Source organism: Qipengyuania flavescens, assembly GCF_029688735.1.
Classification (GTDB): Bacteria; Pseudomonadota; Alphaproteobacteria; order Sphingomonadales; family Sphingomonadaceae; genus Qipengyuania.
On the sequence record NZ_JARULD010000001.1, the window covers coordinates 855,842 to 879,607 of the forward strand.

26 protein-coding genes are annotated in these 23,766 nt (G+C 58.5%); 23 read left to right on the forward strand and 3 right to left on the reverse strand.

The window, feature by feature from the left end; translation table 11 throughout:
- The first annotated feature begins 82 nt into the window (after positions 1-82).
- The 9 genes from ccoN to hemN all read left to right on the forward strand — a co-directional run bounded on the left by ccoN (position 83) and on the right by hemN (position 9,449).
- Positions 83-1,711 carry a cytochrome-c oxidase, cbb3-type subunit I gene (ccoN, locus tag P8R33_RS04145; RefSeq protein WP_278327718.1) on the forward strand — a complete coding sequence of 543 codons (1,629 nt, stop codon included), beginning with the start codon at positions 83-85 and terminating at the stop codon, positions 1,709-1,711.
- A gap of 11 nt (positions 1,712-1,722) precedes the next feature.
- Positions 1,723-2,475: a cytochrome-c oxidase, cbb3-type subunit II gene (ccoO, locus tag P8R33_RS04150; protein ID WP_278327719.1), complete on the forward strand. Its 753-nt coding sequence runs from the start codon at positions 1,723-1,725 to the stop codon at positions 2,473-2,475.
- A complete protein-coding gene (locus P8R33_RS04155; RefSeq protein ID WP_278327720.1) occupies positions 2,472-2,651 on the forward strand; it encodes a cbb3-type cytochrome c oxidase subunit 3 in 180 nt (59 codons plus the stop codon). Before ccoO ends, P8R33_RS04155 begins: the two co-directional genes overlap by 4 nt.
- On the forward strand, positions 2,641-3,552 hold the full coding sequence (gene ccoP, locus P8R33_RS04160; RefSeq protein WP_278327721.1) for a cytochrome-c oxidase, cbb3-type subunit III: 912 nt from the start codon (positions 2,641-2,643) through the stop codon (positions 3,550-3,552). Before P8R33_RS04155 ends, ccoP begins: the two co-directional genes overlap by 11 nt.
- Positions 3,539-5,149, forward strand: a complete 1,611-nt coding sequence (gene ccoG, locus P8R33_RS04165; RefSeq protein ID WP_278327723.1) for a cytochrome c oxidase accessory protein CcoG — start codon at positions 3,539-3,541, stop codon at positions 5,147-5,149. The genes ccoP and ccoG overlap by 14 nt, the downstream gene beginning before the upstream one ends.
- On the forward strand, positions 5,146-5,595 hold the full coding sequence (locus P8R33_RS04170) for a FixH family protein (protein WP_278327724.1): 450 nt from the start codon (positions 5,146-5,148) through the stop codon (positions 5,593-5,595). The genes ccoG and P8R33_RS04170 overlap by 4 nt, the downstream gene beginning before the upstream one ends.
- Positions 5,592-7,721, forward strand: a complete 2,130-nt coding sequence (locus tag P8R33_RS04175) for a heavy metal translocating P-type ATPase (RefSeq protein WP_278327932.1) — start codon at positions 5,592-5,594, stop codon at positions 7,719-7,721. The genes P8R33_RS04170 and P8R33_RS04175 overlap by 4 nt, the downstream gene beginning before the upstream one ends.
- On the forward strand, positions 7,718-7,903 hold the full coding sequence (gene ccoS, locus P8R33_RS04180) for a cbb3-type cytochrome oxidase assembly protein CcoS (protein WP_103022851.1): 186 nt from the start codon (positions 7,718-7,720) through the stop codon (positions 7,901-7,903). Before P8R33_RS04175 ends, ccoS begins: the two co-directional genes overlap by 4 nt.
- A 235-nt stretch (positions 7,904-8,138) precedes the next feature.
- Entirely contained in the window at positions 8,139-9,449 is a 1,311-nt protein-coding gene (gene hemN, locus P8R33_RS04185; protein ID WP_278327933.1) for an oxygen-independent coproporphyrinogen III oxidase, read from the forward strand.
- A gap of 365 nt (positions 9,450-9,814) precedes the next feature.
- Here the strand turns inward: hemN and P8R33_RS04190 are convergent, their stop codons facing one another.
- On the reverse strand, positions 9,815-10,297 hold the full coding sequence (locus tag P8R33_RS04190) for a hypothetical protein (RefSeq protein WP_278327725.1): 483 nt from the start codon (positions 10,295-10,297) through the stop codon (positions 9,815-9,817).
- Positions 10,298-11,386: 1,089 nt separating this feature from the next.
- Between P8R33_RS04190 and P8R33_RS04195 the strand changes: the two genes are divergently transcribed.
- From P8R33_RS04195 to P8R33_RS04215, 5 genes are all read left to right on the forward strand, one after another.
- On the forward strand, positions 11,387-12,109 hold the full coding sequence (locus P8R33_RS04195) for an HPP family protein (protein WP_278327726.1): 723 nt from the start codon (positions 11,387-11,389) through the stop codon (positions 12,107-12,109).
- A 186-nt stretch (positions 12,110-12,295) separates the two neighbouring features.
- Positions 12,296-12,421: a MerR family transcriptional regulator gene (locus P8R33_RS04200; protein WP_278327727.1), complete on the forward strand. Its 126-nt coding sequence runs from the start codon at positions 12,296-12,298 to the stop codon at positions 12,419-12,421.
- A 35-nt stretch (positions 12,422-12,456) separates the two neighbouring features.
- Positions 12,457-12,687, forward strand: coding sequence for a MerR family DNA-binding protein (locus P8R33_RS04205; RefSeq protein WP_278327934.1), 231 nt, complete (start codon positions 12,457-12,459; stop codon positions 12,685-12,687).
- A 279-nt stretch (positions 12,688-12,966) separates the two neighbouring features.
- Complete coding sequence (locus P8R33_RS04210) at positions 12,967-13,266, forward strand: hypothetical protein (protein WP_278327728.1); 300 nt, start codon at positions 12,967-12,969, stop codon at positions 13,264-13,266.
- Between the two features lie 364 nt (positions 13,267-13,630).
- Entirely contained in the window at positions 13,631-13,975 is a 345-nt protein-coding gene (locus tag P8R33_RS04215; protein WP_278327729.1) for a hypothetical protein, read from the forward strand.
- Here the strand turns inward: P8R33_RS04215 and P8R33_RS04220 are convergent.
- The gene (locus tag P8R33_RS04220) at positions 13,939-14,730 is read right to left on the reverse strand and encodes a formate/nitrite transporter family protein (RefSeq protein WP_278327730.1); all 792 of its coding nucleotides are present in this window, start codon (positions 14,728-14,730) and stop codon (positions 13,939-13,941) included. The two genes, P8R33_RS04215 and P8R33_RS04220, sit on opposite strands and share 37 nt — an antisense overlap.
- Before the next feature lie 141 nt (positions 14,731-14,871).
- Here P8R33_RS04220 and P8R33_RS04225 point away from each other — a divergent pair, with 141 nt between their 5' ends.
- Both P8R33_RS04225 and P8R33_RS04230 read left to right on the forward strand, forming a co-directional pair.
- Positions 14,872-15,366 (forward strand): hypothetical protein, encoded by a 495-nt coding sequence (locus P8R33_RS04225; protein ID WP_278327731.1) that lies wholly within the window; start codon positions 14,872-14,874, stop codon positions 15,364-15,366.
- A 9-nt stretch (positions 15,367-15,375) separates the two neighbouring features.
- Positions 15,376-15,828 carry a DUF421 domain-containing protein gene (locus tag P8R33_RS04230; RefSeq protein ID WP_278327732.1) on the forward strand — a complete coding sequence of 151 codons (453 nt, stop codon included), beginning with the start codon at positions 15,376-15,378 and terminating at the stop codon, positions 15,826-15,828.
- Between the two features lie 144 nt (positions 15,829-15,972).
- Here the strand turns inward: P8R33_RS04230 and P8R33_RS04235 are convergent, their stop codons facing one another.
- Positions 15,973-16,407, reverse strand: a complete 435-nt coding sequence (locus P8R33_RS04235) for a hemerythrin domain-containing protein (protein ID WP_278327733.1) — start codon at positions 16,405-16,407, stop codon at positions 15,973-15,975.
- Positions 16,408-16,981: 574 nt separating this feature from the next.
- Here P8R33_RS04235 and P8R33_RS04240 point away from each other — a divergent pair.
- The 7 genes from P8R33_RS04240 to P8R33_RS04270 all read left to right on the forward strand — a co-directional run bounded on the left by P8R33_RS04240 (position 16,982) and on the right by P8R33_RS04270 (position 23,055).
- Positions 16,982-17,464, forward strand: a complete 483-nt coding sequence (locus P8R33_RS04240) for a hypothetical protein (protein WP_278327734.1) — start codon at positions 16,982-16,984, stop codon at positions 17,462-17,464.
- Positions 17,465-17,533: 69 nt separating this feature from the next.
- Complete coding sequence (locus P8R33_RS04245; RefSeq protein WP_278327735.1) at positions 17,534-18,736, forward strand: MFS transporter; 1,203 nt, start codon at positions 17,534-17,536, stop codon at positions 18,734-18,736.
- Positions 18,711-19,505, forward strand: a complete 795-nt coding sequence (locus tag P8R33_RS04250; RefSeq protein ID WP_278327736.1) for an SRPBCC family protein — start codon at positions 18,711-18,713, stop codon at positions 19,503-19,505. Before P8R33_RS04245 ends, P8R33_RS04250 begins: the two co-directional genes overlap by 26 nt.
- Entirely contained in the window at positions 19,505-20,686 is a 1,182-nt protein-coding gene (locus P8R33_RS04255) for a zinc-dependent alcohol dehydrogenase (protein ID WP_278327935.1), read from the forward strand. Before P8R33_RS04250 ends, P8R33_RS04255 begins: the two co-directional genes overlap by 1 nt.
- Positions 20,687-20,688: 2 nt before the next feature.
- Positions 20,689-21,483 carry an SDR family NAD(P)-dependent oxidoreductase gene (locus P8R33_RS04260; protein WP_278327737.1) on the forward strand — a complete coding sequence of 265 codons (795 nt, stop codon included), beginning with the start codon at positions 20,689-20,691 and terminating at the stop codon, positions 21,481-21,483.
- A 43-nt stretch (positions 21,484-21,526) separates the two neighbouring features.
- A complete protein-coding gene (locus P8R33_RS04265) occupies positions 21,527-22,144 on the forward strand; it encodes a flavodoxin family protein (RefSeq protein ID WP_278327738.1) in 618 nt (205 codons plus the stop codon).
- A gap of 41 nt (positions 22,145-22,185) precedes the next feature.
- Positions 22,186-23,055, forward strand: a complete 870-nt coding sequence (locus P8R33_RS04270) for a glucose 1-dehydrogenase (RefSeq protein WP_278327739.1) — start codon at positions 22,186-22,188, stop codon at positions 23,053-23,055.
- Positions 23,056-23,766 lie beyond the last annotated feature (711 nt).

The window sequence follows — 23,766 nt, forward strand, 5'->3', positions numbered from 1 at the left end:
GCATAGAGCCGTGAAAAAGCGATCGGAGTATTTGATGCAAGCTGAAGCTGCACTGGGTCGGGTGGGCCTCTGGTTATTGGTTATGGTTCTATCTGTCGTGATGGCTGCGACAGCGGCCGATAGCGGGATGGCGGCACACGCGACCATAATCGGAATTATCGCGTTCGTGATGGTCTGGGTGACCGCCGCTCGTTTCGATCCGTTAGGAAAAACGCAGGGCTTCTTCAAAATGCCTGAAGGGCCGTCGCGATATGACGACGACCCTATCCGCTGGGGCGTCCTGGCCACCATGATGTGGGCTCTCGTGGGTCTACTCGCTGGCGTGTTCATCGCCTCGCAGCTGGCTTTTCCGCAGCTCAACATCGAGCCCTACTTCAATTTCGGGCGGGTTCGCCCGTTGCACACGTCCGCAGTAATCTTCGCGTTTGGTGGCAACATCCTGATCGCGAGCAGCTTCTACGTCGTCCAGCGCACCTGCCGCGCGCAACTCGCGTTTCCCGCTCTCGCCCGATTTGTGTTCTGGGGATACCAGCTGTTCATCGTCCTTGCGGCCTCGGGCTATCTGTTCGGGGTCACGCAGAGCCGCGAATACGCAGAGCCGGAATGGTATGTCGACCTGTGGCTAACCATCGTTTGGGTCGCCTACCTGATCGTCTTCGTGGGCACGCTGGCGCGCCGGACCGAACCGCACATCTACGTCGCGAACTGGTTCTACCTCTCCTTCATCATTACCATCGCGATGCTGCATATCGTCAACAATCTGGCGGTGCCCGTTGCGTGGAATGGCTCGCTTTCATTCTCCGCCTTCGCCGGCGTTCAGGATGCGCTGACCCAATGGTGGTATGGACACAACGCGGTCGCGTTCTTCCTGACGGTGCCGTTCCTTGCGATGATGTATTATTTTGTGCCGAAGCAGGCCGAAAGACCGGTATACAGCTACCGGCTTTCCATCATCCACTTCTGGTCGCTGATATTCCTATATATCTGGGCCGGCCCGCATCACCTGCACTACACCGCGCTGCCTGACTGGGCACAGACGCTCGGCATGGTTTTCTCCGTGATTCTGTGGATGCCAAGCTGGGGCGGCATGATCAACGGACTGATGACCCTCAACGGCGCATGGGACAAGGTTCGCACCGATCCGATTATCCGCATGATGGTCATGGCCATGGCGTTCTACGGAATGGCCACCTTCGAAGGGCCGATGCTCAGTATCAAGGCGGTCAATTCGCTGTCCCACTATACCGACTGGACCGTCGGGCACGTGCATTCGGGCGCTCTCGGCTGGAACGGGCTGATCAGCTTCGCTGCGGTCTATTTCCTTGTCCCGCGACTGTGGAAGCGCGAGCGCATGTATTCGCTGCGCATGATCAACTGGCATTTCTGGCTCGCGACGCTTGGTATCGTCTTCTACGCAGCCAGCATGTGGGTGGCAGGCATCACCCAGGGCCTGATGTGGCGTGAATACGGCCCCGACGGCTATCTCGTGAACAGCTTCGCCGAAACGGTGGCCGCGCTGCACGAACTCTACATCATCAGAGCACTGGGCGGTGTCATGTATCTCAGCGGCGCCATTATCATGGGCTACAACGTCTGGATGACCATTAGCGGCAAGCTGCGAGAGGAAAAGCCGATGGGTGCCATGCCCGCTTACGACCCCGAAAAGGACCGGCCCATCGCAGGCTCGGCATCCCCCGAACCCGCAGAATAGGATAGATCGCCATGGGTCTCGCTACCCAGCACAAGAAGCTGGAAAAGAACATCAACTTGCTTGCGATCGGGTCCTTCATCGCGGTGGCGATCGGCGGCATCGTGGAGATCGCTCCGCTGTTCTGGATCGATAACACGATTGAGGAAGTAGAGGGGATGCGTCCCTATACGCCGCTCGAGCAAGCGGGTCGAAACATCTATGTGCGCGAGGGCTGCTATTCCTGTCACAGTCAGATGATCCGACCGTTCCGCGATGAGGTAGAGCGCTACGGGCACTACAGCCTCGCCGCCGAAAGCATGTATGACCATCCTTTCCAGTGGGGTTCGAAGCGCACCGGGCCAGACCTCGCGCGCGTCGGTGGGCGCTATTCGGACGAGTGGCACGTCCAACACCTTGAGGATCCGCAGAGCGTGGTGCCGGAAAGCATCATGCCGAAATACTCGTTCCTCGGTGAGACACCGCTTAATACCGACAACGCCGCTGCTATGCTGGTCGCCCTGCGACGTGTTGGCGTCCCCTATTCGGATCGTGACGTCGGCGAAGCGATGGCGGACATGATCCTTCAGGCCAACCCCGACAGCGGAGGCGATGTCGAAGATTTCCAGCAGCGCTATCCCAAGGCTCAGGTCCGCGACTTCGACGGCGATCCGAGTAGACTGACCGAAATGGATGCACTCGTCGCCTACCTGCAGATGCTTGGAACACTGGTCGATGTCGACAGCGCTGCAGCCCAAGAGCGGTTGGCCGAGGAGAAAGGCAGATGAGCCTCTACGACCAGTTGCGTCATTTCGCGGACAGCTACGGACTTGTTGCCCTCCTGATCCTGTTTCTCGGCCTTTGTCTTTGGGTGTTTCGGCCCGGGGCAAAGCAACAAAACCAAGAAGCGGCGCGTTCGATATTCAAGGACGAGGAAACCGGGGAGCGCCAGGATGGCAAATAAGCGCATCGACGAGCCGACCGGAACGGAGACTGTCGGGCACGAATGGGACGGTATCGAGGAACTCGATACGCCCATGCCGCGCTGGTGGCTGTGGACTCTCTACCTGACGATCGTCTGGGGTGTGGTCTACGTCATTCTTTATCCAGCCTGGCCGCTGGTCGACAAAGCGACGGAAGGCGTGCTTGGCTGGTCCAGCCGCGGAGAACTCGCCGAAGAGATGAGCGTGGTCGATCAGGCGCGCGCAACTGTGCGCGAAGAGCTGGCGCGGATACCGATCGAACGCCTGCCGGAGAACAGCGAACTTTTCGGACAGGCAGTAGCCGGAGGACGTTCGGCCTTCCAGGTCCACTGCTCACAGTGCCATGGCTCGGGAGCCGCCGGAAGCCAGACGCTCGGCTATCCCAACCTTAACGACGATGACTGGCTGTGGGGCGGCGATCTGAAGGCCATCGAATACACATTGGTAAACGGCATCCGCGCACCCGGTGTCGAAGACACCCGAACCAGTCTCATGCCCCCGTTCGAAGGAGCGTTTGAACCTGCCCGACTTGATGGTCTTGTCAGTCATGTGCTTTCGCTCAGCGGAAAAGGCGCATCAAATGGGACGGGTGTGCAGCTCTACCAGGACAATTGTAGTGTCTGTCACGGCGCTGCTGGCGAGGGTAATCGCGAACTCGGAGCACCACGCCTGAACGATGCGATCTGGCTCTACGGCAGCTCTCGCGAACAGGTCCGCGACCAGATCCTGAACCCCAAGATGGGCCGCATGCCGCACTGGAGCGAACGTCTCGACCCGGTCACGATCAAGATGCTCTCGGCCTATGTCTGGTCTCTGGGTGGCGGCGAAGAATTCGTCGAGGTCGCCGAAGATCCCACGGTGGAGGTCGATGAAGAACCGTGATCCCGGCCGCGCGTCGAGCGCTCCTCCTCGCCGCGAAGGCGAGGAGCGTGACTGGTCGGTAGTTGTCGAGGACGGGCGGGCGAAGACGAACGAGCCGGTTTCGAGCGCAGTAGCCGAGCCGGAAGCGACGACGCTGCGTCACGAGCCACACGAGCCGCCGCGTCAGCAGCTGCCGACTAAGCTGTTCGAGAAACGCACCAAGGTCCACAACAAGCGGATCGACGGACCCTTCCGCCGGTTCAAGTGGTTCGTGATGTTCGTCACTCTGGCGATCTATTACGGCACGCCCTGGATTCGTTGGGATCGCGGTCCTTATGCTCCCGACCAGGCAGTGCTGGTCGATTTGGCCAATCGCCGTTTCTACATGTTCGGCATCGAGATCTGGCCGCACGAATTCTACTATGTCGCCGGCCTGCTGATCATGGCGGCGCTCGGGCTCTTCCTCGTGACGAGCGCGGTCGGACGTGCCTGGTGCGGATATGCCTGCCCGCAGACTGTCTGGACGGACCTGTTCCAGCATGTCGATCGCTTCGTCGATGGCGACCGAAACGCACGCATGAGGCTTGACGCGGCACCCATGGGACCGAAGAAGTTTGCAAAGCGAAGCTTCAAATACACGATTTACCTCGTCATCAGCTTTTGGACCGGCGGTGCATGGATCATGTATTTCGCCGACGCGCCGACGCTGGTGCGCGACTTCTGGGCGGGAGAGGCGGCACCGGCAGCTTACATCACGGTGGCAATCCTGACGCTGACGACATTCACGCTGGGCGGGTTCATGCGCGAGCAGGTCTGCATCTACATGTGTCCCTGGCCGCGCATCCAGACCGCGATGATGGACGAGAAGTCGTTGCTCGTGACCTACAAGGACTGGCGCGGTGAGCCGCGTGGGAGTGTCAAGAAGGCGGAAAAGAACCCGGGCAAGTTCGGCGACTGTATCGACTGCCTCCAATGCGTTGCCGTTTGTCCGACCGGTATCGACATTCGCGAAGGTCCGCAGGTTGGCTGCATCACCTGTGGATTGTGTATTGATGCCTGTGACAAGGTAATGGCCGATGTCGGCCGCCCACGTGGTCTGATAGACTACGCAACGCTCGAGGATTGCGAGAAGGAAGCGAATGGAGAACCCACGCGCTCACCTTGGAGAGCGCTGCTTCGTCCAAGAACCCTCGCTTATTTCCTGATCTGGGGTAGCATCGGTTTCGCCATGCTGTTCGCATTGGGCGTGCGCAACCATGTCGGCCTTTCGGTCTCCCCCGATCGCAATCCGCCTTACATCCTCATGAGCGATGGATCTGTGCGCAACTCCTACACGCTTAAGCTACGCAACATGGAAAGCCGACCACGCGAGATGGAGATTGCTATCGAAGGCCTTCCCGGCGCGCTGATGTGGACGGATACAATCGGAAGGGACGACGCAGCGCGCACTCAGGTCAAAACAGTGCTTGCCGATCAGGTTCTTTCGGTTCGGGCCTATGTGGTTGCGCCCGAAGGAACCTCTACGCAGGATTTCAGCTTCAGCGTGACTTCGCGCGATGAGCAGCAGGAAACAGCGACAACGGAAACGCGGTTCGACACGCCGGGAGGCGAGGAATGAAACGCGAATTCACCGGTAAGCATGCGGCAGCAATCATCGTCACCGGGTTCGCCATCATCATTGCGGTCAACCTGTTCATGGCTACACTCGCCGTGCGCGGGTTCGGCGGCGTGATCGTCGAAAACTCCTATGTCGCAAGCCAGGAGTTCAATGACTGGCTCGACGCTGCCGAAGAGCAGGAGGCGTTGGGCTGGTCGGTCGAGATGACCCGAAGCGAGAACGGGCACCTCCTCATCGACACCACATCGGTGCCCGATGGCGCGACCGTGACCGCAGAAGCTCGCCGACCGCTCGGGCAACCGGAAAGCAAGGGCCTTAGTTTCATCGAAGCGACGCCCGGGAATCACGTATCGCTCGAACCACTCGATACGGGACGCTGGATCGTGCGCCTGAAAGTCGCATCTCCCGAGGGAGATGCATGGTCGACCGAAGAGCAGTTGCCGTGAACGCGCCTACGGCAATCGAAACGCTTGAGCGACCCGGCCTCGTCGATAGCAGGTTCACCGTGCCCGGCATGCGCTGTGCCGGTTGCATCGCCAAGATCGAACGCGGTCTACAAGAGATCGACGGTATCGAGGCTGCACGCGTCAACTTTTCCGCCAAGCGTGTCGCCGTCCGGCACGACCGGAAGTTCGACGCAGAAGAGCTTGTTGCAGCCATCGGCAGGATCGGCTTCGAAGCGCAGGTCGCCGATGCAAACCCCCTAGGCCAGGACGATGCCGAAGCCCGCATGCTCCTGCGCTCGCTTGCCGTGGCGGGGTTCGGGATGATGAACATCATGCTGCTCTCGGTCAGTGTCTGGTCGGGTGCGGGCGGTGTAACCCGCGAACTGTTCCACTGGCTGTCCGCGCTGATCGCCCTGCCGGTGGTCGCTTACGCCGGGCGACCCTTCTTTTCGAGCGCAGCCATGGCCCTGCGGCATCGTCGGACAAACATGGACGTGCCGATCTCGATCGGTGTCCTGCTTGCAACCGGGCTCAGCGTCTACGAAACAATCATCGGCGGTGGGCATGCCTATTTCGACAGTGCTGTCATGCTGTTGTTCTTCCTACTTGCCGGTCGCGCGCTCGATGCGACGATGCGGAACAAAACCCGCGCAGGCATCGGTGCACTGCTGTCGCGTATGGGAAAGTCAGCTCGCGTCTTGGCGGAAAATGGATCCAGCCGAACGGTCGAAGCGGACCACCTTGAGCCGGGAATGCTCATGCTTGTCGCCGCGGGTGAGGCGCTTGCGGCGGATGGCTTGGTCGAGGACGGACAAAGCTCGATCGACAATGCGATGCTTACCGGCGAAAGCACGCCTCAGCCTGCCGGTGTTGGCGATACCGTTCACGCCGGAGCGATCAATCTCGGCGATCCCATCCGTGTGCGCGTTACCGCCGCCTCGTCCGATACAGCGATTGCCGAGATTGCGCGGCTGATGGATGAGGCGGGGCAGTCGCGCAGTCATTATGTCCGTATCGCCGACCGTGCATCACGCCTTTATGCGCCTGCCGTCCATACTCTTGCGTTGCTGGCGTTTGTAGGATGGATGATTGCCGGGGCCGGCTGGCACCAGTCACTCGTGATCGCGATCGCAGTTCTTATCATTACCTGTCCGTGTGCCATGGGGCTCGCAGTTCCAGCTGCTCAAGTGGTTGCGTCAGGGGCGCTCGCCAGGCGAGGCCTACTGGTCAAGGATGGAAGCGCGCTCGAACGGTTGGCCGAAGTCGATACCGCACTGTTCGACAAGACCGGAACGCTGACCCTGGGCGAGCCTGTTCCAAGCCTCGATCATCTTACGAATGACCAAAAAACTGTCGCGCTAGCCCTCGCGCAGTCTAGCCGACACCCCTTGAGCAAGGGCATCGTGTCCGCGCTCGGAGCGGAAGGCGTCTCACCTGCATCGCTCACTGCGATCACCGAAACAGGAGGACAAGGCATAAGCGGGATGCATGGCGAGATTCCTGTCTCATTGGCTCGTGGTGCTTTGGATCAAACGGGGATGGCATCGACCTTGCGCATTGGTGAGGAAAAAATTGCCATCGTTTATGCGGATCCGGTGCGGGCCGATGCCGCCCAAACGCTCGCCGCACTTGATGCAAGCGGCTTGGACAGCAGGATCGTCTCAGGCGATCGGCATTCTCCCGTCCGCGCACTTGCGGGCGAGCTTGGTATTGAAGGCGAAGGCGAAATGCGTCCCGATACTAAGTTGGCCCTGCTCGATACCTTGAAAGCAGACGGACGTCGTCCGCTGATGGTAGGCGATGGTATCAATGATGGTCCTGCGCTGGCAGCAGCCCATGCCTCCATCGCGCCCGGCACCGCCAGTGACGTGAGCCAACAAGCCGCAGACGCGGTGTTCCTTGGCAAGGGGCTGATGCCGGTTGCGCTGGCGGTCACCATCGCACGCCGGACGATGCGCATCGTCCGCCAGAACTTCGGATTTGCGATCGGCTACAACGTGGTTGCGGTGCCGCTCGCGCTCGCGGGTCTCGTGACGCCCTTGATCGCTGCCATAGCCATGTCGCTCAGTTCACTGGTTGTCGTTGGAAATTCCCTGCGGCTGGCGCGCATGAGAAACGCACCTTGAACGTGCTGGTCTTCCTCATCCCGGTCGCGCTGTTTCTGGGCGGTGCCGGGTTGGTCCTGTTCTTCTGGGCCATGCGCGACGGTCAGTTCGAAGATCTCGACGGTGCGGCAAACCGTATTCTTATCGATGACGAGGATGATGGCCGGAATTCAACCAACGAAGATGAGGAAGGGTGCCGATGAAGACGAGGTTCGCCTTTCTGGCCTTGCTTCCGGCATCATTCGGACCGGTTCCTGTTGCTGCTCAGACCATCGAAACACGTCTATGCGGCGGCGGTGTCCTCAGCATTCCGATCCCGATGCGCGAATCGCCTCCCACGGCGCCCTGTCATAGCGAGGGTTGCCACGCGTCCTGTTCCCGTAAGCGAATTGATCCAGCGCAATGAATACGATCTCGAATACGAGCAACGAGCCCGCCATGTGGCCCTATCACCCCGATCTGCTGGCAACTCCGGTTCCCCGCTACACCAGCTATCCGACTGCGGCCGAGTTCGGCCCCTTGTCAGCCACCCATTTTGCCGAGGCTCTTGGCAATGCGAGCGGCGCCGTTTCGCTCTACGTCCACATCCCGTTCTGCGAGAAAATCTGTTTCTACTGCGGGTGCAACACGGGCAAGTCTGGCAAGCGGCAGCGGCTCGAATCCTATCTTGATGCGCTGGTCTGCGAGATAGATCTCGTTTCCGATATGTTGCGGAGCGACGCACATGTGCGTCGGATCGCGTTCGGCGGCGGCAGCCCAAATGCGATCAGCCCAACAGAATTCCTATCGCTCGTCGACTGCCTGATCGCACGCTTCAAGATCGATGATCCCACATTTTCGATCGAGCTCGACCCCCGAACATTTTCGGCGGAATGGGCGCAGGCGATCGGGAGTGTCGGGATCGAACGTGCAAGCCTCGGTGTGCAGACCTTCGCTCCACACTGCCAGGAGGCGATCGGCCGGGTTCAGCCCGAAGGCCTAATCGAACGCAGCGTAGACCTTCTTGGTCAGAATGGGATTACCTCCCTGAATTTCGATCTGATGTATGGTCTCCCGCACCAATCGCAGGACGACCTCCATGACAGCTTACAGCGCACGGTCGCCATAGCACCGGACCGCATCGCGCTCTTCGGTTACGCTCATGTTCCGCATCTGATTGCGCGACAGCGCGTCATCGACGGCAACGCCCTTCCAGATCCGGAAGAAAGGTTTGCTATGGCTCAACTCGGGCATGCTTACCTGACCGAGCAGGGCTACCGCTCCATTGGTTTCGACCACTTTGCCAAACCCAGCGATCCGCTCGCCCAAGCATCTGCGACGGGAAAGCTGCGGCGAAACTTTCAAGGCTTCACGGACGATCAGTCACTGGTCCTGATTGGTCTCGGCAGTTCGGCAGTAAGCAGTTTCCCAAAGCTGCTTGCCCAGAACGAGAAGAATAGCGGTCGCTACAGGATGCAAGCCAGCCAGAGCCGATTGACAACGGCGGTGGGCATCGCTCGGACCGACGACGACCGAGTGCGCGGGGAAATAATAGAAGCACTCCTATGCCGTGGCAGCGCGACGATCGACCCTGTGTTGGATGAGCCTGTGCTCAACGCCCTTCGCCCTTTCATCGAGCTCGAGCTTGCAACCCTCGATAATGACCAGTTATCCATTACAGCGAGCGGGTTGCCCTATGCACGCGTGATCGCTGCCTTGTTCGATACCTACCGTCCGCAGTCCGTCCGTCGTTTCAGCTCGGCTGTCTGAGTTCGGTCCGAAAGGAGTTTCTTCAATGCCGTTGTGGTTCCTTCCTGCTCTCATCACGCTTTTTGCAGTCGTCAGCTTGGGCGCGGGCATTTGGCTCTTGCTACACCTGCGCGATGTCGCTCGCGTGTTCCGCGGGAATAGGCCGGGTGAATTGGTGCGCGGGCCAGGAAAACGGAGGGCAACACCGGCAGCGGTGTGGACAGCGTTTATCATATTCAACGCGGGGTGGATCGCCTGCATTGTTATCTGGATCTTCGTTCTGGGAGGGGAGGCTAATACGGTCGTGGACGCCAAAAGCTGACAGTTTCGAGCTTGTTTCTACACCCCTATGTCCACTCCTGTCGCCCTGCGTCTCACGACCCCAGCTAGCCGAAGCGAAAACGCCGTGCGCTGACTGTCGCGTCTCCGTCAGCGCAGCGAACCACATTGCGTCCATCAGCCTTCGCCTTGTAAAGCGCAGCGTCCGACCTTCTCAACAATGAGAAGAGATCCTCATCGCTTCTCAGGCAACCAACTCTATTCGATGGCAGAAAGCTGATGGCTTTCGCAATGTATCCTGTGCACCAGAGCAACAGACCGACTGAGAACAAACCGCTACCGAGCATTACAGCAGACCAGTATAAACCAGCACTTCTAGCAGCCTGTTGCACAGCATACTCATTGGAAAAGCTGTAAAGGTCGTTGCCTACGTTGGCATAGGCGAGCGATGCAATGAGGGTGATGCACATCCCTATCGCCATGGCATAAGCACTTCCTGTCATTAGCGCCTTTCCATCAGGCCGCTCATCTACAGCTTCAATTTCAACCCTGCATACGTGATTGTCCATCGCGGTTTCATCGCCAGTCATGCCGCAAGCATCGCATCTAATCGTGACTCCCCTCTTGAACCATTTTCGGCAGAGGTGATGGCTCGAAACGCCATCGAAGGCATTGCGGAGCCATTCAGAAGCTTTCAGGGAAGAATGCCCTGCCGCCAAGGGAAGCTTGAAACGGCAGGGCTACACCATCAGTTCGAATCGAACAACTGAAAGCGCAGAGCCAGTTCCATACCAGCCCATCAAATGGCTATCATTGGCAAGTGCTTGATTCCAGCGAGCCTAAGCACTTCATGCGGGCGGTCCTGTTGCTATTCCGAGGGGGTACTGGCGCCCAGTCGCTCTAAGGAGGTAGACAAGACTGGGTGCACCATTTGAACGGGTCGAAAACTCTATGGCACAAGGCGCACGAAACCGCCTCACCAGCATCGTTTTGAACAGCCGTTCCTGCACTTCGTTCCTTAGCGTGCCTGCTCAGTGCTCGCATTGGCTAAATACTGCCATGGCAAAAAAAATCCCCCCACGACCAAGGCGAGCTTGCGAAACAGACTCTAGCAGAGCGCCACGATGGCATCACAAAGGCTGTCGATGGCCGTCTGGCCCACATGCAGCACACTAAGCACGGCGAACTCATCGGCAAACTGTCTGATGAGCATTGCCTAGACGTTCTCAATCAAACTATTTGTGGCGATTACCCTCGTGGGCGTCGGTCTCATCAGAACGCAAGCCGGCGCTGCGATCGACTGGCCTGATCGTTCTGGTAAGGAATGCTGCTTGCGGATTGTCTAAGTGCGACAGCCGACACTGAAGGACCGAGCAGCTTAGCTCCATGCCTCATAATCTACAAAGTGCAAAAGCCCTTTGGGATTACCGTTGATCGAAGCAAATAGCTTCAGGGCACGATTTGCGCAATCTGGAATCGAAGAAAGCGCGCCTTGAGTGTTGGCGGTGAGAATAGGGAACAAAGAGACAGCGCTCGTGATTGCAAGGCGAATGGTTACCGTGATGGTGCGCCACGCTGCCGGTAGATAGTGCGTCTATCAGTATGATTGCGAATTTTGCCTCGTTTCCCGGCATTGGGTACCGCATTGGCGCCAGGCGATGACATCAAAACAGGCTACCATGCGACGCATCTTCGAACCAATACTTGCTGGAGCCACTTTTCGCGATCGCATGCTGGCGTGCGCCGGTGGTCTGACGGGTATCGCTCTTACAAGCTTCATCGCGTCCTGGATCCTGCACGATAGCGCGATCCTACCTTTCATCGTCGCTCCGATGGGAGCGTCGGCCGTGCTCGTCTTCGCCGTTCCCGCGAGTCCCCTAGCTCAGCCTTGGCCGGTTATAGGCGGCAATGCGATTTCTGCCTTTGCGGGCGTATTCTGCGCGCATCTTTTTGGTTCGCCGCACATTGCAGCCGGTTTCGCTGTAGGACTTGCCATCCTGGCGATGTCGCTCACGCGCAGCCTGCATCCTCCCGGGGGAGCAGCGGCGCTCACGGCGGTCATCGGCGGAGAAACCATCGAAGCCCTTGGATATAGCTTCGTCTTTCTGCCCATTGTTTTCAATGCAGTATGTCTGGTGATCGTCGGTGTCCTATATCATAGGATTTCCGGACACAACTATCCTCATCAGGCGCGATCAATCGGAGCGCAGGCTATACCACAGCATGAGCCTACTGCGCCACATTCCGACGATATCGAGGCCGCACTGAGAGATTTGGGAGAAACTTTCGATATCGGGAAGGACGATCTGGAGCTTATAGTGCGCCAGGTGGAATTTCATGCCGCGCGGCGCCGCAGGAAAACAATACACCGAAGCTTTCTCTCTTCGAGAAAAGCTCGTTAGCGAATGCTTCGGTAAGTGACGTTCATCACCGACATTGGTCGATGTCGGAACGCGTAGTCGAGTTGGTTTGATCGGCGAGACCCTCTATCTCCTCGCCCGAAATCACTTCGACCCGAATCGGGTCATACTGAAGTCGCCGCCCGAGCCTTCTGACCCGGACAGGATCAAGCGATTCTTAGAGGCGAATTGACAAGGTCCACCGACACGAAGACGGAGACGATCCGCTATTACGAGCGCGAGGGCATCCGGCCAGCAGCCGACCGGACCGATATTGTTTATCGCGATTACTCCGACGAGCATTTGGGACTCTAACCTTTTTGCGTCGCACGCGCGAACTCGGGTTCAGCATGGCGCAAGTTCGAGAACTGCTCGCGCTATCCGATCACGATGCAAAGCCGTCCCAGGACATCGATCAGCTGGTCCCACAGCAATTGGCCGAGATCGATCGCAAGAACGTTCATCTCGGCGCTCCGCAACGAACTTTGACAGATGTTACGATCCTGCCAGGCGGACAAGATCCGCGAATGCCATATCATCGGAAGCCTGGGGCGACTTGCCGTAGCGCGAGGGCGCAATAGACGTCCGCTTTCGGGCGTTTCGGGCAAGAAGTGGAACGGCCGAAATGGGGGCGCAATGCTGCCGTTATGAGGGAAGGGAAACCAGAATTTCCCAATGATTACAGTGCCCATCACTTTCATGTCGGGTGCGCCAGTTTACCATGGAAGTGCGCACTGGAGCCGTATCGACACCGGGCGTGCTTACCGCCTGTACCAGGCTTGCCACAGTGCCGCGCACGATAAGTTGCTCTTTGGTCATCACGACCTCACTGACGAAGGCCTGCATGTAATTCTTGCGCAGTGCCGGTTACCGAGCTCGGTGAGCTTCTTCTTCAGGCCGGTGGCGAAGGCGGCAAGCGTGTCCCTATCGACGCGGTCCTGCTTGTAAGCGCGCTGCGGTTCGAGCAGATCGATCTCTTCATTGAGCGCGGCGCGTTGCGACTGGTGGCCCGCAAGGCGCTTTTTGAGATCCTGGTCCCCGGGATCGACGAGGCCTGCCTCGATCGATTCGAAGAGTCGCTAAATGGCGGTTTCGGCTGCGGGGCGCTCATTGAGCAGCGTGACGATGTCGCGCTTGCGCTTCGCATCGACACCAGTTGAGCGCTCGAGCAACTGTGCGAGGAGTTTTTCGAGGCAAGCAGGATCGAGCGAACGCTGCTCGAGCACCTCGACGATAGCGTCGTCCTCCTGCTGCATGGGAACATTGTTGTCCCGCATAGACGATCTTTCTTCCGGCGGACATACCGGCGAGGCAGGCGCAGGCGTAAAGGCGACGGTTGTTGGTTATCGAATTCTCCTTTCGACGACCGGATTCCCGATTTGCCAGATGATCCTCACTCGACCAAAAATTGGGACAATCGGCGACTGAGAGGTTGGGCTCCCGCCTGTACTGGAGGTAAACCGATGAAACTGACCGACGCGATCGAACGACTCATTCGGAAATTCGAACGGCGCACGAAGCTCGATGATTCTGATCGCGAAGCACTCAGAGCGCTACCTTCTTGCAGCGAAGCTCTTCGCGGCTAACCAGTATCCGGTATGCGAAGGCAATTTGCCGCAGTTGTTTCTATTTGGCACTCCGGCAGTCCCTTCACAAAGCTTCCCGTCTTCGCCGCTTCATGTACATGCTTCCCTTGCCGTGGTGATTTCCGCGATCAAGAGGTTGGACATCGGTTTGGTTCTTGGTTCCGAAAAGCCAAGTTTTGTGGCAATTCAAACCTTACCCTTGTTCAACCCGCGCCGTTCAGTTGAGAAACGGGAGCTACCTTCAGGTTACCTGAAGCGGTTGTTCTCTTCGCCCAATGCTTGAGCAGCGTGCGACAAGGTAACTAGACCGACTCCACCCACGAGATTGCCTGCCAGTGAAACTGTGCTGACCTTCACTAGCTGCTGAACAGCAATTTCGGCGCCGACGAAAAGACCGAACGCAATGTGCAGGGTGGAGACTACCACGTGCTCGAACGGGCCCAGCGCCAGTAAGACGCCTACCGCGAAGGCGATTGCCGCGCGTACGCCCGTGCTTCGCGCAGAGATGACGAGAAACGAGAGGAGGGCAACCAGCGCCCCTCCCACGATAGAACGCGCAAAGGTGGTCCATGGTGCGCGGCCCGCAAGCTCTTCAGCAAGTGACACAATCGATCTCCGCGCGCTCTCGTCCAACGCGCCATCGACCGAAAGGATTAAAGCCAACATGGCGCCACCGACTATGTTGAGCAGGAACGTCAGAGACCATAGCCGCAACAGGCGTTTAACCCAGTTCCTCTCCTTGCGTTTGAAAGCGGTCGCGATCGGATCGAAGAAGTTCTCGCTGAACAATTCGGCACGGCCCGTGATCAGGAAAACAACCCCGATCCCGAATCCCAAAGCGCCAAGAACTGAGGCGAACTGGCCGAAGTGGGGATGTGCGGCCGAATAAATCAGCGCCTGCGCGGCACTTCCAAAGATTATTGTAAAGCCGGCGATGAAACCGGTGGCCAGAAGCGCCGTGAGACTTTGGTCTAGACGGCGCTTGCCCTCCTCGGCAGCCCGTTCGAAAATCTCCGCTGGTTTGAGCGCGTTCGACATATCTGAACGACGCGCTGGACTTATCGAAGGTTCCTATTCAAGGTGTTCGAACGCGTGCTAATGCATCGCCAACTTCTGCGGCTCGGCAGGGCGAAACAAGCCACTGAAACACTCTTCTGAACCAAGCTGGGGTGACACATCTTGAATGAGCCCGTCGAAGGCCTCCAGGTCGATGCCGATCGTCGTCTCCAGGAGAAATTCTGGTTTTGGGAGCGAGTTGGCTGGGCGGGCATGCTGGTATTGGTGCTTGCTGCCCTCGCCGGGCTCACGGGTGCCAGTGGTCCGCTATCTTCAGGCAAGATAGAGACGGGCGGCGCATCAATCGACTATCCGCGGATCAGTCGCTGGCGTGCGGCGAACACGCTCTCCGTCCGCTTTTCGGAAGCCGGCACTTCCGGCACGATCGTTCTTCCTAAGGCATTTCTCGACGCCTTTGCGATCGACATGGTTACGCCGCAGCCGACCCAGGTGATCGCAACGTCAAAAGGGCAGGAATTTCATTTCGTCCTTGCTGACGGCGACGCTGCACGCGAAGTGCGCTTCGCAATCACTCCGCAGACGCCCGCCTTTCCCAGAGAGGCGAACGGTACCGTTTCCGGCCGTCCATATTCCTTCAGCTTTACCATCTTGCCCTAGGAGACAGCAATGGACAGCGTTATCCGCGGAGCAATGATCTACCTGATCATGCTGGTGATCCTTCGGATCTCGGGCCGCCGCACGATGGCGCAGGCGACGCCGTTCGATTTTGTCCTGCTGCTCATAGTAGCTGAGACGACCCAGCAGGCACTGCTGGGCGACGACTTTTCGATGACGAATGCGGCAGTGCTGATCGTGACGCTGTTCGGGATCGACATCGGCCTTTCCTACGTCAAGCGTTGGGTCCCGTGGATCGGCGATCTACTTGATGGACGTCCGACGCTTCTGGTCTGCAATGGGGAGATCGACAAGCGTGCGCTTCGAAAGGCGCGGATCGATATTTCCGATCTATTGGTAGCTGCTCGCAAACAGCACGGGATCGAAAGCATGGCTCAAGTAAAACACGCAGTTCTGGAAACCGACAGCGGCATAAGTATTATCCCAGTTAAGTCGGCGGCCTGACTTGAGCCGCCCGGGCTTCGCACTTAATGAAGTCGAGGAGTTTGCGAATGCTACCTCGACCGATAACGGGAACATTGATCAAGGCTTTCTTGGAACAGCCTACATCCCGCTCGCACAAGAACGGCAGGTTGGAAAGTGCCTGCCCTACCGCAAATCTGTTCCTGCATCTTTCCCGTCTCCGCAGTAGCGTTCATATTTCGTGTTGTAGCGCTCGAGCAGCTTGGCCTTGCGTTCCGGCAACATCTCCTTAGCCAGGTCGGGCATCCAGCTGCCTTCTTCCTGATAAATGTGCTGCGCCACAGCGCTTTCGATATGGTCCAGCTTTTCGTGCCACTCGTCGGAACCCGGCGGCATGTCTTTGAGCTTGGTCAGCTGGATTTTCGTCATCGCATGCTCTTCATAGGCCATGCCAGCGTGGGTCTTGCTGCTCTCATCCGCGATGCCAGGATAGAGAACAGCTTCTTCTGCATTGGCATGGCCGGTAAGCAAAGTTGCGAGACGCTCGACAGCTTGCCCGGAAGGCGCGGCGCGGGCAGCTTCGAAGCTGGCTCGTGCTGGCTGAGGATTGTGCGGATCCAAGGCTCGTCGGCTGCCAACGCTTCGACGTTCCGACGCGCTTCTGCGCACGGTTCTTCGGAGGCGGCAGGCGTAACTGCGGCTGCGATGCGATCGAGGAATGACATTTTGTGCTCTACTTTCTGGCGGTTCGAAGCCGCCCGACGGGTTGAGGGACGAGAAGCGGGCAAAGCTAGCTTCGATTCATGTGTGCGGCGTTGCGCGAATTGATAATCGCTTCAACCTCGATTCCTCTCATCAGAATTACCCGGCTTTTCGCATGGGTATGGACTTTGCAGGGTCGAAAGGTTGCTAGGCAATTCCAACCAATCGCGGAACTGGCGGTCGATCGGAATGCCTGTTTTTGTAAGTGAATTGAATGAAGAGGACGTATCCTGAACCTTGTGTCGGATGTTCGGACGACTGCAAAATCAATTTCGATTAGATCGATAGGTTCCGCCTAAGCTTTGTTGTTTAAGCAAAGAAAAATTTTATTTTGAAGTGGTGTCGAGTACTCTGACAATATTATTAAAAGTTCGAGAAACCCGCGGAGCAAGGGAAAGCTGGAACAAACCCGAACTTTCGGCGCTCACGGAGTATGACCACTACGAACTTCGGGCAATTTCTACGAGTGGCGCTGGATGACCTGAGGGAAGGCCGTCGCTCGCTTGCGCGCAGGCTGCAGGAAGTTGCCGTCGCCACAAACGATGTCGCGACGAAAGAGACCTTCCGCAATTTGATCGCTCGATCCAGTGAAGAATCAAGCATCCTCGGCCAGATGCTGGGCGAACCTGACGGGCAACCTAACCTCTGGGCAAATGGCATAATGGATGATGCATTGCGCGACATAGAGTCGACAGCCCAAGGACGGGCGCGAGACGTCGCCGTAATTGGAGCGATCCGAAAATTCCTGGCTGCCGACATCGTGTCGCTGGAAACGGCCATTGCGCTCGATCAGCACGAAGGGGCCGCGAAAAACCAAACGTTAAATGCTTTTCGCCAGCAAGCTCAGGATATGGACCATCTGCTCCGTGAGCGCCTGGCGGAATTAACCCGGTCGCTTGATGGGGAGACGCAGTGAGGGAAAGCCTCATGGCATCTTCACCGAAACCCTGCTCTAGCTCGTCAGCACCGCAGGACGAAGAACGCGTTGAACCCGGCCACGCGTCTCACGATCGCTGGGTTTCTCGCTACTGCAATCGGCTTCGGTCCCGCGAGAGTCGGTCTTGGTCTTTTTATGCCCCAGTTCGCCGACGAGTTCAGCCTTTCGCTGGCAGACGGCGGGCATATCGCGAGTATCGCCTTTGCCGCTTTTTTAATTGCTTTGCCCATTACTGCTGTCCTGGTTTTTCGGCTCGGACCTCGCACTCCTGTTATTCTGGCCTGCCTGATGGCGTGCACGGGATCGGTGGTGGTGGCTACTGCATCAAGTGCGGCCATGCTGACCGCAGGGATAGTCATCGCAGGGTCCAGCGCAGGTCTGTGCTGGACCCCGTTCAACAATGCTGCGCGGCACTGTTTAACCGAAGATCGGCGAAATACGGCTCTCTCGATAATCGCGACAGGAACGGCCACCGGCGTAGTAATTGCAGGCGTTCTTTCGTTATTCGCAGGGATGGGGGCAAGCCACTGGCGACAAGCTTGGTGGACTTTCGCCAGCATCGCCTTCTTTGCGACAATCGTGGCGTGGTTCGGGACACCGAAGCTTGAGCAGAAGCAATCGATCAAGGGGTTTGCCCTTTCGCACTTCTATGGCCGCAAGGCATGGCCGCTCCACACCCTCGCTTTGGTTTTCGGCGCAACAAACGCCATCTTCATTACCTTCGCGGCGAAGCGCATTGCAGATACGGGAGGGCTTCCTGGCCTGGTTGCAGGTGGCGCTTCGGCCGTCGTCTTTATCAGCTACGGCATCCTTGGCTTCATCGGTGTAGCCACCGGGCGTCTGGTAGGCCGGTTCGATCTCGGTGCCGTGCTGCGCGTGACATTCGCGGCAGCCGCCCTCTCGATGGTCCTCATCGCGTGGGCGCCCAATGACTGGATCCCCGTGATAACCGCAAGCGCATTACACGGAGCGGCGCTCATGGTCGTCAGCGCGGTGCTCTCCTTTTGGAGCCTGAGATTGTTCCCAAATTGGAGTACGACCGGATTCACCACGGCTCTTATGGCGCTGGCAATCGGGAGCTTGATCGGACCAACAATCGCGAGCGGCGTAATCGCTAGGACAGGAGAGCAGGCAGTCTTCGCCCTCGCGGCGGTTCCCTCTTCTCTGGTTCCTCTATGGCCCAAGCGTTTGCCGGCATTGCCGACGATCCGTTCAAGCCCGGTTGGTGACTGCGATTATTCTAAAAGGTAGTCCGGCTGGGAGCAGCCCTGAGCAGTACCCCGCTAGAATATCTCAATCCACCAACGCCCCGCCGAGAATATCCGGAACGGTTCGATCGGCAATTCGCTGCATCGTCATGTCGCGGAGAAAATTTATGTCCCAAAATCTAAAAATCGGCGCCGGACTAGGCGGCGTCGTTCTTACTGCTGGAGCGATCGCATTCGGAGCGCTCCTCTCCAATAGGCATCACAATCGCGGATATGACGATGCCGCAAACCATACCAAACGCCAGCCCGAAGGTGACAATGCGCAGGTTGGCCGATCGGTAACCATTCGCAAGCCACGAGCCGAACTGTTCGCATTCTGGTCGGACTTCTCCAATCTGCCGCAATTCATGGAGAATGTGGAAGCGATCGAAGCCGGCGCAGATGGAGCATCCACCTGGCGGATCAAGGCCCCCGCGGGGCAAACGGTCGAGGTCAAAACCGAAATTGCCAGCAAGAAGCAGGACGAACTGATCGCCTGGCGCTCGGTCGAAGATTCCGAAATCAAAACCAGCGGCGAAGTTCGCTTCGAGGAAGCACCGGGCGAGCGCGGAACCAGGGTCAGCCTGATTATGGATTACGACCCACCCGCAGGCACGCTCGGCCGGGTGGTGGCGAAGCTGTTCCTGCGCGAGCCGCAGGTTCAGGCGCGGCACGATCTGAAGCGTTTCAAGATGCTTATGGAAACCGGGGAAATAGCGACATCGGCGCGAACGCGGGACGAAACCCGAGCAGCCAAGCAGGAGAACGGATGATGCGTGCACTTACCTGGCATGGAACCAAAGACGTTCGCGTAGACACGGTCAGCGATCCGGAAATCATCAATCCCCGCGATGCGATCATCAAGATCACCAGCACAGCCATCTGCGGGTCCGACCTTCACCTTTACGATGGCGTCATTCCCGGCGTGGTGCCGGGCGATGTGCTGGGCCACGAATTCATGGGCGAAGTCGTCGAGACGGGATCTGCGAGCGATCTGAAGAAAGGGCAGCGCGTTGTGGTGCCGTTCACGATCAGCTGCGGCGGCTGTTTCCATTGCAAGCAGCAGCAGTATTCCGCTTGCGACAATTCAAATCCGGTTGAAAAACAAGATATGTCGGCCACACTTTACGGCCAGCCGATGGCCGCCCTGTTCGGCTATTCGCACCTCACGGGCGGCTATTCCGGCGGACAGGCCGAATATGCCCGCGTCCCCTTCTCGGATGTCGGCCCGATCGTCATTCCTGACCATCTGGAGGACGATCAGGTGCTGTTCCTTTCGGACATCCTCCCGACCGGCTGGATGGCGGCGGAAAACGCCGACATCCAGCCCGACGATACCGTTGCGGTGTGGGGCTGCGGCCCGGTCGGTTTGTTCGCGATCCAGTCGGCCATCGTGATGGGCGCATCCAAGGTAATCGCGATCGACCATTACCCGAACCGCCTCGCACTGGCGAAGGAGCTGGGCGCGGAGATCATCGACTTCCGCGAGACTGATGTTCGCGAAGCCCTCATGGAAATGTCCGGCGGAATCGGCGTGGATGCCGTGATCGACGCGGTCGGCATGGAATCGCACGGCTTCGCGATCGACAACATGTTCGACGTCGTGAAGCAAAAGGTCGGCATGGGTGCCGACCGCGCGAGCGCGCTGAAGCAGGCAATCCTCGCGGTCCGTTTCGGCGGCAAGGTATCGATCCCCAGCGTTTATGGCGGGATGACCGACAAATGGCCGCTTGGGGCGATGATGGAGAAGGGCCTGCAGATTCGCGGCGGCCAGACCCACGTCCAGAAATATACCAAGCTGCTACTGGAAAAGATCGAAGATGGCACGCTCGATACCACGTTTCTGATCAGCCACCGCTTGCCGCTCGAACAGGCGGCCGAAGGGTACAGGAATTTCAAGGAGCAGCAGAATGAATGGACCAAGGTCATTCTGAAGCCCGAAATGGAGAACTGACCATGGCCGGAAAAATTGAAAAGCTGTCCGGGCTGTGCGTGGTTACGGGCGCCTCGAGCGGCATCGGGTTTGAGCTCACGAAGCTGGCGGCCCGCGATGGCTGTGACCTGATCCTTGCGGCCGATCGCGATCTCGGTGCGGCCGAAGCCGCCGCGCGGCAGTGTGGTGCAACGGGTGTCGAGACGGTCGAAGCCGATCTCGCCACACGCGACGGCCTCCAAGCCCTCGTGACAATGCTCGGCGACCGTACGCCCGATGTCCTGCTTGCCAATGCCGGTCATGGGCTGGGCGAAGCGTTCCTCGATCAAGAGTGGAAGGACATTGCCCACGTCATCCACACCAATGTCACGGGCACGACCTGGCTGCTGCACCATGTCGGGCAGAAAATGCGCGCGAAGAATGCCGGTCGCATCCTCGTAACCGGTTCGATCGCCGGGCACATCCCAGGCTCATTCCAGCTCGTTTACAACAGCACCAAAAGCTACATCGATTACTTCTGCTTCGGGCTGCGCAACGAACTTAAGGATACCGACGTGGTCGTCTCATGCCTGATGCCGGGGCCGACGGATACCCGGTTCTTCGACCGCGCCGGGCTCGAAAACACCGATGTCGGCAAATCTGACAGCAAGGACGATCCCGCCATGGTTGCCGAGGCGGGTTACAACGCCCTGCTCGAAGGCGACGCGCACACCGTCAGCGGCTTCATGAACAAGATCCAGGATATGTTCGCCGGCGTGATTCCCGATACGGTGCTCGCCCAGATGCACCGTCGAATGGCCGAACCTGACAATCGCTAGGGCCGCACGCTTTCGCTAATCGCAACAACCGAGGAGAACACCTATGTCTCTCACCGCCATCGCCCTGAACTGCTCGCTCAAGAAATCTACGGGCGAAGCAAGCTCCACCGACGCCATGATCGCCGTGCTGAAAAAGCATCTGGCCGAGCGGGATGTCGAACTGGCCGAAACCATCCGGATCGCCGATTACAATGTCCCCCCGGGCGTAACGTCGGACGAGGGTGAGGGCGACGACTGGCCGGGCATTCGCGAGAAAATTCTGAGCCACGACATCCTGGTCTTCGGCGGGCCGATCTGGATGGGGCAGATCGGGTCGGTCGCTAAACGCGTGCTCGAACGGATGGATGCCTTCACCAGCGAGACCGACGACCAGGGCCGGATGCCGAGCTTCGGCAAGGTTGCGATCGCTGCGATCGTCGGCAATGAAGATGGCGCGCACTGGAGCTCGGCGCAGCTGTTCCAGTCGCTCAACGACACGGGCTGGACGATCCCGGCAGGCGCCGCATGCTATTGGGTAGGCGAGGCAATGGGCAGCACCGACTTCAAGGAGTTGGCCAAAACCCCCGATCCGGTCACCGAGACCGCGCAGATGTGCTCGATCAATGCCGCGCATCTCGCCAAACTTCTCGCGGGCGACACCTACCCCGGGACGAAGGGCTGACGGCCCGGAACCCTCCTACTCCAAACTCCTAGGAGACCATCATGAGGCAAGGAACCACCAACCAGATCGAGCCGCCCCTACCGAAGCAGCAACAGCGTGTACCGGGCGCGACCGAGGCAATGCACCCCAAGCCTGATCATGGCGAAGACAGCTACGAGGGGTCCGGTCGCCTCGAAGGAAAGAGGGTCGTCATCACCGGCGGTGACAGCGGGATCGGTCGCGCGGTCGCAATCGCCTTCGCGCGCGAAGGCGCGGATGTGCTAATAGCCTATCTGTGCGAGGATCACGACGCGCAGGAAACGAAAGAATGGGTCGAAAAAGCTGGGCGCAGATGCGTCTTGATGCGCGGCGATATCAGCGATGCGGAGCATTGCCAGGCTATAATCGAACAGGCTGTCCGCACCTTTGGCGGGATCGATGTGCTGGTGAACAATGCTGCCCACCAAATGACATTCGAAACATTGGAGGACATTCCCGACGACGAATGGGAGCGGACCTTTGCAACCAATATCCACGCGATGTTCTATCTCGCGAAAGCCGCTTTGCCTCACATGGGTGAGGGCAGCTCGATCATCAATTCGGCATCAATCAATTCCGACCAGCCCAACCCTACGCTGCTGCCTTATGCGACCACGAAGGGTGCGATCCAGAATTACACGGCAGGATTGGCGCAACTGCTGGCAGACCGGAAAATTCGGGTGAACTGCGTCGCGCCTGGCCCGGTTTGGACGCCGCTTATCCCCTCTACGATGCCCGAAGAGGACGTCGCCGAATTCGGGAAAGATTATCCGCTCGGCCGCCCCGCACAACCCGCCGAACTCGCGCCGCCCTACGTTATGCTGGCGAGTGATGAAGCAAGCTACATCTCGGGAGCTACAATAGCCGTGACCGGCGGCAAACCGATGATGTGATCTGTCGGCTGCCCGAGCAAGGGAGCGAAGCGGCATTAGCTGCCCAATACGGAAAGGTTGTCTTACGAACAGGGTCATACGCGGACGCCTGCTCATTGGGCGACCTCCCGATCGAACGCTCGATGTTTCGATTCTTGCCGAAGTGGACCATCATGGTCGCTAGTCACAGACGCGCCGCTTTCGTCGGATCGTGGAGCTGGCCCTTGCTGACGAACAGGCTATCTCCGATTATCCCGACGAACGCTCCGGCTGGCTTGAACAGCGGGGAGTAATCAGCGGACTGTCGAGCTGATGGTATTAGGCCATGATTGATACGACGATGGCGGCCGCTGAATCACAGACCAGGCCATGCATTCGCATGCCAGGCATGGCTGCGCCATTCGCGATCAAGTCCCAGCACCACACCGAGAATCGCAGCCACGCCAAGCTGGCTCAGGATATCCCAGTCGAGCCTTCTGGAGGATGTGACAGGGCTGAATTCGGTTCGCTATTCCACTTTCTGCTCGGGTCCCGGGATGGTCTTTGCGGTCGTAGCAATCGGGAAGGACAACCAACCTGAGTGCTGCAATTGCCGGGTGGGATGCTCTCTTCTGTAGACAACCTGGCAGCGCCCCTACGATAACCCGTTGCAAAGGAAGGACAGTCTTCTCGTAGTGTTCTTGCTCCATGCAGGGTGGCTCATATATTTTCCTAGCGCGGACGGGTTCTCGA